Genomic DNA, 7350 nt, shown 5'->3' on the forward strand with positions numbered 1-7350 from the left:
GGCGCCCTCGCCTCCGGCTGGCTCAACCTAAACGGTGCGTGGTACTGGCTCGATCCCTCGACGCACGCCATGGCCACGGGCGTTCAAACTATCGGATCATGTGAATACATATTTAATAGTACCGGCAAGATGATGGCTAATTGCTGGTCAAACGGTGATGGGTCTTGGATGTATCATTCGTCATCCAGCGGCGCAATTGACCTTAAAGGCATCATGACCGATTCGGGAATCCAGCTGATTGACGACGACGGTAATGCCAGAACTGGTTGGATTGAGAGTCAGGGTGCTCGATATTATTGTTCTGCTAGTGGAGTAATTCTGACTGGGTGGCAGCAAATTGCTGGGTCTTGGTATTACTTTAACCCGGATGGTCGAATGGCGACCGGCTGGCTTAACGATGGCAGCAACTGGTACTGGCTGGATTCCGCTTCTGGCGCGATGAAAACGGGATGGCTTTCCCTTGGGGGCACATTGTATTACCTTGATGCCGCACGTGGGGGAGTAATGTTGAGCAACGGTTGGTATTGGATCGGCTCTACTGACTACAAGTTCAGTTCATCCGGCGCAATGGTTGGCGCTTGGGTCGATGTCCCGTGCTATTCGCAGTACCCGGAACTTCCTACTGGCTGTGAGTCGGTTGCCCTTACAAACTTGCTTAACTACTATGGTTTCGGTTTAGGTAAGACGATTATTGCGGATTATTACTTGCCCAAGGGAAGCAACGGCAACTTTGTTACCGCCTTTGATGGCAACCCAAGGCGTAGCAGCGGGGGTCTCATGGGATGCGTCGCCCCTGCGATTACTATTGCTGGTAATAACTTTCTGCGCGCTGCGGGAAGTATCATGCAGGCAAAAGACGTTTCTTTCTCGTCAATTTCTTCCATTAAGAACAGACTGACCTGTGGACAACCTGTTGAGATGTGGAATACCGAATGGGGAAGTTGGCCAGGAGGCCGTTATGCTGCTCGTTGGTATAACGGGCATTCCTATGGTCTGTGGGGCGGTAATCATGCCGTAGTCCTTAAAGGCTATGATGACGAGCAGGGAATTGTCTATCTTTCGGATTCGATTAACGGCAATGTTACGCGAAATGCCCAGGTGTTCTTCGGCACGTGGCAACAGATGGATAGCCAGGCTGTGGTAATTGAATAGCCATGATGCTAAAAGGGGAGAGCTCGTCGAGCTCTCCCCTTTTACTATATTGTTAATCAAGCTACGCCGTCTTATTACGTCCAAATAGTTCGTCCCAGTTACTAGCTGCCAAAACTGTTCCGCATACAATTACAACGCAGCAGATTACGGATGCCATATCGGGAATTGTTCCAAGCAAGATCAGGCCAAAGACCACCGACCATGCCGAATAGGAGATATTCAGAGCCATCGCACGCGCTGCTCCGATTGCCGCAATCCCCTTGTAATAGAACAGATAGGATGCAGTTCCTGCGAGTCCGGCGAGTGCAATAATCAATGTAGGCATGCTCGGGATGGCACCCAGCGTGAAATGCCATGCTCCGAAGAGGGGGAGTACAAGCACTCCATAAACAAGCGCACTTGTAGTTTCGCGGATTTGCAAAGCCGTTTCGTCATCAACGGCATCATCTTTCATTCCCCATGCGCACAGCACCGCTTCGGATCCCCATCCGATAACAGTAAGCACCGCGCCGAGTAAGCCGAGGGGGGCATTTGCAATCTCGCTCGATCCGGCCGATAGATAGCCCATCGTCATTACGCCGCAAAGAGCAACGAGAAGGGAAAGAATCTGTCCTTTGCCCATTTTCTCCTTCAGCAGCACGAAAGAAAGGAATGCTCCGACAGCGGGATAGAAGGCGGATATAATTGCCGTGTAGGCTGCTCCGATATTATTAATCGCCAATACGTATCCGGTCATTCCGATAGGTCCACCGAGCAGTGCGCCGGCGATGACGACCTTGCCCGAACGAGTTTTAAGTGCAGCGAGCGTGTCTTTTAATCTGCCTCGAACTCCCATGTACCCAAAGAGCCAGATCGCACAGAAGGCATCATGGAGAAAAGATCCCGCAATGGAGGCACATGCAAGCGCTTCCGCCGATCCAATATAGGGCGCGAGCGCCAAACCGATTCCAAGTATTACTGTATCAAGGCCCCAAAGAAGACCGCTAAAAAAGCCGAATTGCATCGTTACTCACCTTTTCGATAGATCTCCAGTGCCTTTTTAAGGTATTTGGCACTGTAATTGAAGTAGATATAGAGCCATTCGCCTACGAAGTCGCCTTCGGCTTCTTTCAGAAGAGACCAGAGGTACCAGCACCATCCTGCAAGGGCAATGTGCGCATAGTTATGTGCAACTTCGTTGTTTGTTGCCTTGCGCCCAAAATATGCATCAAGCGCGCGGTCGACTTCATCTTCGGAAAGCTCGCAGCAGACACTGCACGTTCCAAAATCGTTTGCATAATCGCTCATGCCAGCATATTCCCAGTCAATGAGATAGTACTTGTCGTTTTCATCGATAAGGAAATTGAGGTAAAAGAAGTCATTGTGACAAAGGCATTTTGGCGCATTGTCGGCCTGGACAAAGTGCTCCAATTCATCGATTTCGGCGGCCATTTCCCTGTAGCCTGGAATGTCGATAGGGCCTTTTTCCAAAAGAAGTGATTCGTAGCGCTTCGCTTCGAGGTAGAAGTCAAATTCGGTTTCGACATTTGCACCGCTCTCGTGAAGCGAACGACACATCTGCATCATTCGATTCATTTGGGCATCATCATGCGGATCAGGCTGCTTTGCGTTGGGTACAAACTTCGAAATTTTCCAACCGCGCTTTGGGTCCTCATGAATGAACGTGTCGTCAAGGCCGAGTTCCTTGGCCTTTTTAAGTGCGGCTACTTCTCCATTTCTGTTAATAAGCAGTTCGGTCCCGACTCCCGGATGGCGGTAAACGTACTCTCCGTCATTGGTTCTAAAGTGGCACGATAGATTCGTAAGACCTTGTTTAAGGGGATAAACGTCGTGAATCTCTGATTTGGAGCAGCCGAGCACTTGCTCGATGTTATCGAAAATATCGGAGTCAACGTTTTCGATAAAATGCGGATCAAAGGCACGCAGTTCATCAAGAGAATCGAATTCGTTGATCTCGCCCTCAGGATACTTTTTGATCACCATATCGAGCTCCTTGATGTGCTCGATATATAGATCTTCCCAAAGCTTGTCCGTTGTTTCGGGCTTGTTATATTCCGTTTCGAGAATCTGCTTAAATGCAAGCGAGAAGGCTTTATCAAAGTAGACATGTCCGAGCATATACCAAGCATCGGAACCGCCAATCGTAACATTGGTGATTCTGTCCATTGCTCCGGTTTGAATGCACCATTCTTTGGTGGCGCCTTCAGCATATTGAGCAGAATAAAATGCTTTCCAAACGTATGCTTCAAACGGATTGTTTAGAAGGTAATCATCGCTTGAACAAATATAGGTGTTGCCAAGCCGCTCTTTTACGCACATAAGCGATGCGTGGTTATTTTTGGATGCATATTCGTTGTTGACGACAATCGAAACGCCGAACTTGCTTTCGAGATAGAAGAAATACTCTTTTTTATAGCCGACAACGACGGTGATATTGCTGATACCTGCGTCTTGCAGCTGCCTAATCTGACGTTCGATGAGAATCTCACCACGTACCTTTAAAAGGCCTTTGGGCTTTTCATACGAAATGGGAGCAAAGCGGCTCGAAAGCCCCGCAGCCAATATCACTGCGTTTTCAACCTTATAGGGGTGAAGTGCTTCGTAACCGTTGTCGGTTAGGCTGTCCGATTCGAGAAGGCCTTCATTCGTAAGCTCTTTATTTGCTGCGTTTACCGATCCAAGTGAGAGGCCAGTGCGCTCGGCAGCTTCTCGCTGGCTGGCATATGGGTTCTTTAGGTATTCGTACAGAACAGTAAAGTTACGCTTGGTCAGTTCCACTGCAGGCCTCCAATTAAGATGTTCATTGCTTAGGAAAAGAATAGAATGATTGAACGTTATGTTCAATTTAATATATTTATCTACATAGACTGAACAGACAGTAACGAAAATCAATCCTGGAATGTGGATTAAAATAAATAAATGAGATATCTGGGAGGGTCGCTTATGTATCGATTCGAAAAGAAGGCCACGCTTGTTTGTGCTGCTGCGTCATTAATCACTGCTTGCTGCTTGCCCCTGAGTGCGAATGTCGCGTTTGCACAGGATTCCGTTGAGGCTCAGAGTATTGAGTCAAAAGCGGATTTTTCTTCTGTGGTTTCCGATGATTTGCAACCTGATAATTCTTCCGTCATAAAAGATGGCTGGCAACGAGACGAGTCGTCTGGAGTTTGGTATTACGGAAAAAACGGTAAACACCAAACTGGCTGGCTGCAAAGCGGGGGCTATTGGTATTGGCTTGATCCAGCCAATGATGGTGCAATGCAGACAGGTTATTTCAATGTGACCGATGCTGGCGGATCGACTGCTTCGTTTTATGCGAATGACGGCAATGCCGCAACGCCTTTTGGCGCGCTATATCAGAACTGCTGGCTACGTAACTCAGATGGAAATTGGTTTTATGCCAATGCTGGAGGCGATTTAGCTGCTGGTTGGTTTTATCAAGACGGCACATGGTATTACCTGGATCCTGCCACCCATATAATGCAGGTTGGTTTTGTCGACCTCGGGAGCGGGAAATACTATTTAGATGCCACTGGTGCTATGAAAACCGGCTGGATTCTCGTTGACGGGAATTGGTACTGGGCTTATTCATCGGGTGCCCTTGCTTCGTCATGGCAAACGATAGGTGGGGCTCGCTATTATTTTGACCCACAGACGTTCATCATGTTTAAGGGTCGTCAAAAGATTGATGGAAGAACCTACATTTTTGGTGACTATGGCCTCGCAAATGGATGGTACAAAGACGGAGCAGATTGGTATTACTGCTCTAACGGTATTGCGGCCACTGGCTGGAAACTCGTTAACGGCGCTTGGTATTATCTCGACCCAGCCTCCGATGGTAAGATGTCCGTTGGGTATTTAGACCTTGGCAATGCAGCATATTATTTGAACCCCAATGGGGTTATGGCTGTTGGCTGGGCTCAGTCCGAGAACGGCTGGTATCTAGCCTCTCAATCTGGTGCGCTTATTTCTGACTGGTATAAAGAAGGCGCTAGCTGGTATTACCTGGACCCTGTTAGCCATCTAATGAAAACGGGCTTATTTGAGGTGAGCGGCAACGATTGTTTTGCAAACCAGAGCGGTAGGCTCGTGGTTTCAAGCTGGGTTACCGTTAATGATGGCGTTGAAAGATATGCCGATGATAATGGATATCTTTGCAAGGATGTGATTCGCGAAAACGGCGCTATTCTAAAAACCGCTGGAGCTGATGGTTGGCAGGTTGCGTCCGGCTGGGTTAATGTCGCAAATCTAAGGTTTTACGCTGAGCCCGGAACGGGTGCCATTCATCTTGGATGGCTGCAGATTGACGGCGATTGGTATTGGCTTGATGCCAATTCTGGCGTGATGAAGACCGGATGGGTTTTTACTGGTGGTTCATGGTATTACCTAAACGCTGACGGAAAAATGGCAACTGGTTGGAAATGCCTGAATGGAACATGGTATTACCTTGAGTCCAATGGAAGCATGCATGTTGGCTGGCTTAAAGATTCGGGTAAGTGGTATTGGTTAGACGGCAGCGGCGCTATGGCAACGGGCGCAAGGACCATCGACGGTGTTCGCCGAATTTTCTGGAGCGATGGCCAGTGCGACAAAGTTGGCTGGCAAAATCCATCCCAGTATCCTCAGGTCAGTTCTTGGACTGTTCAGCTGCCTAGCTATTGCACCGGATACTTTACCTATGTGACCCCTTCTCGCATTTCTGTCGAAGCAACGCGGGAAGATTGCGTGAACGCCTTTATCCAGCGCGCCTATGAGTATATCGGTACGCAATATATTGAGCCTTGGTCTACCGCTCCCGGTGGAGCTGTTGATTGCTCTGGTTTTGTCTTGCAGTGCCTTTATGCTACTGGCATGGATATGGGTGTTTACAACCCTTATAACCATCGCTGGGATCCAAGCCAAACCTACAATTCCATGAATTGGTATCGAAGCAATATCTTTATGCCCGTGAGCACGAGCTCGATTCAACGCGGCGATGTGATTTATTACCGCGGTCATATTGCAATTGCACTTGGCGGCGGCTTGATGATTGATTCCTGGCCTCATCAAGGTGTCGGAATTCATCCTATTAGCGCAAGGGGAAATGTAATCGGCGCAGCTCGTCCGTTTATTTAATAGATTCCCTGCAAGACAGTCGGTACCGGTTGGGGGCTTGAAATGAATGCTCGGATTGATCATCGAATTTGCTGGCGAGTAATTGGCTTGATGCTATTTTCCGCCTTACTTTCAGTTACAGCCCCCGCATTTTCTTGCACTGCTTATGCCGTGGAAGAGGGGGCGGATAACGGTGTCGTAGAGCGCGACTCGACAGGAGGGCCGGGAGCATTGGTCGGTGGCGGTTGCTCTCAAGACTCCAGCGATTGTGCCGGCAAAACAACGGAAGATTCGAGCCTACAGGTTGTCGATAGCCATGACCCGTCGACTACAGAACAACTATCTGGATGGCAATGGAACGGTTTGTCCTGGTATTACTATCTAGATGGCTGTCGTTTGACCGGAATTCAGAATATTGACGACTTGCTGTACTACTTGGACCCCGCTCGTGACGGCGCAATGAGCTGCGGCTGGATTTTTACTGAAAATAAGTGGTATTACGCGGGTCCGTCAGGCGCTTTGGCAAGTGGCTGGCAGTTTATTGGAGACCAATGGTACTGGTTTGACTCCCTTAACAGCTGTTCTATGGCTACTGGTCGACGTGTTATTGATGGGCACCCTTATCTTCTTGGAACCTATGGACTGATTAATGGATGGTACCTTGATAACGGTTTATGGTATTGGGGTAGCAATGGTGAAGTCTTAACCGGCTGGCTTCAAACTGGCAATAACTGGTATTGGCTTGATCCCGCCAATGATGGTGTTATGTCTAGAGGAATCGTTTCTGTCGGTTCGTCTCGTTACTATTTATCGGATTCCGGCGCAATGACTGTTGGTTGGGCGTTTGATGGGACGGACTGGTATTACGCTGACGGTTCCGGCGCACTTGCATCGGGCTGGCGTTTGGTGAATGGCGTTTGGTATTGGCTCGATGTCGCAAATGACAATAGAATGGCTACCGGCTTTTATGTCATCGGATCCAACCGGTATCATTTTTCTTCAACGGGAGCGTTGTCACTTGGCTGGTTTATGAGCGATGGAGACTGGTATTACGCTGAGCCTTCTCAAGCGTCGGGCATTATAAAGACTGAATGGCTGAAGGAC

At 48.7% G+C, this 7350-nt stretch carries 5 protein-coding genes; 3 read left to right on the forward strand and 2 right to left on the reverse strand.

The window, feature by feature from the left end; genetic code table 11:
* The coding region (locus ABHR75_RS09425; RefSeq protein ID WP_346964188.1) for a C39 family peptidase at positions 1–1152 on the forward strand (1152 nt) is incomplete at its 5' end.
* Positions 1153–1213: 61 nt separating this feature from the next.
* On the opposite strand, the gene ABHR75_RS09430 is transcribed toward ABHR75_RS09425, so the two are convergent.
* Both ABHR75_RS09430 and ABHR75_RS09435 read right to left on the reverse strand, forming a co-directional pair.
* On the reverse strand, positions 1214–2155 hold the full coding sequence (locus ABHR75_RS09430; RefSeq protein WP_138112751.1) for a DMT family transporter: 942 nt from the start codon (positions 2153–2155) through the stop codon (positions 1214–1216).
* 2 nt (positions 2156–2157) lie between these two features.
* Positions 2158–3930, reverse strand: a complete 1773-nt coding sequence (locus ABHR75_RS09435) for a phosphotransferase (protein ID WP_346964189.1) — start codon at positions 3928–3930, stop codon at positions 2158–2160.
* Positions 3931–4095: 165 nt separating this feature from the next.
* On the opposite strand from ABHR75_RS09435, the gene ABHR75_RS09440 reads away from it, so the two are divergent.
* Complete coding sequence (locus ABHR75_RS09440; protein WP_158554630.1) at positions 4096–6267, forward strand: NlpC/P60 family protein; 2172 nt, start codon at positions 4096–4098, stop codon at positions 6265–6267.
* A 42-nt stretch (positions 6268–6309) separates the two neighbouring features.
* On the forward strand, positions 6310–7350 hold a 1041-nt coding region (locus ABHR75_RS09445; protein ID WP_430392725.1), incomplete at its 3' end, for an N-acetylmuramoyl-L-alanine amidase family protein.

Origin of the sequence: Collinsella aerofaciens (assembly GCF_039752955.1) — a bacterium.
Taxonomy (GTDB): domain Bacteria; phylum Actinomycetota; class Coriobacteriia; order Coriobacteriales; family Coriobacteriaceae; genus Collinsella; species Collinsella aerofaciens_BI.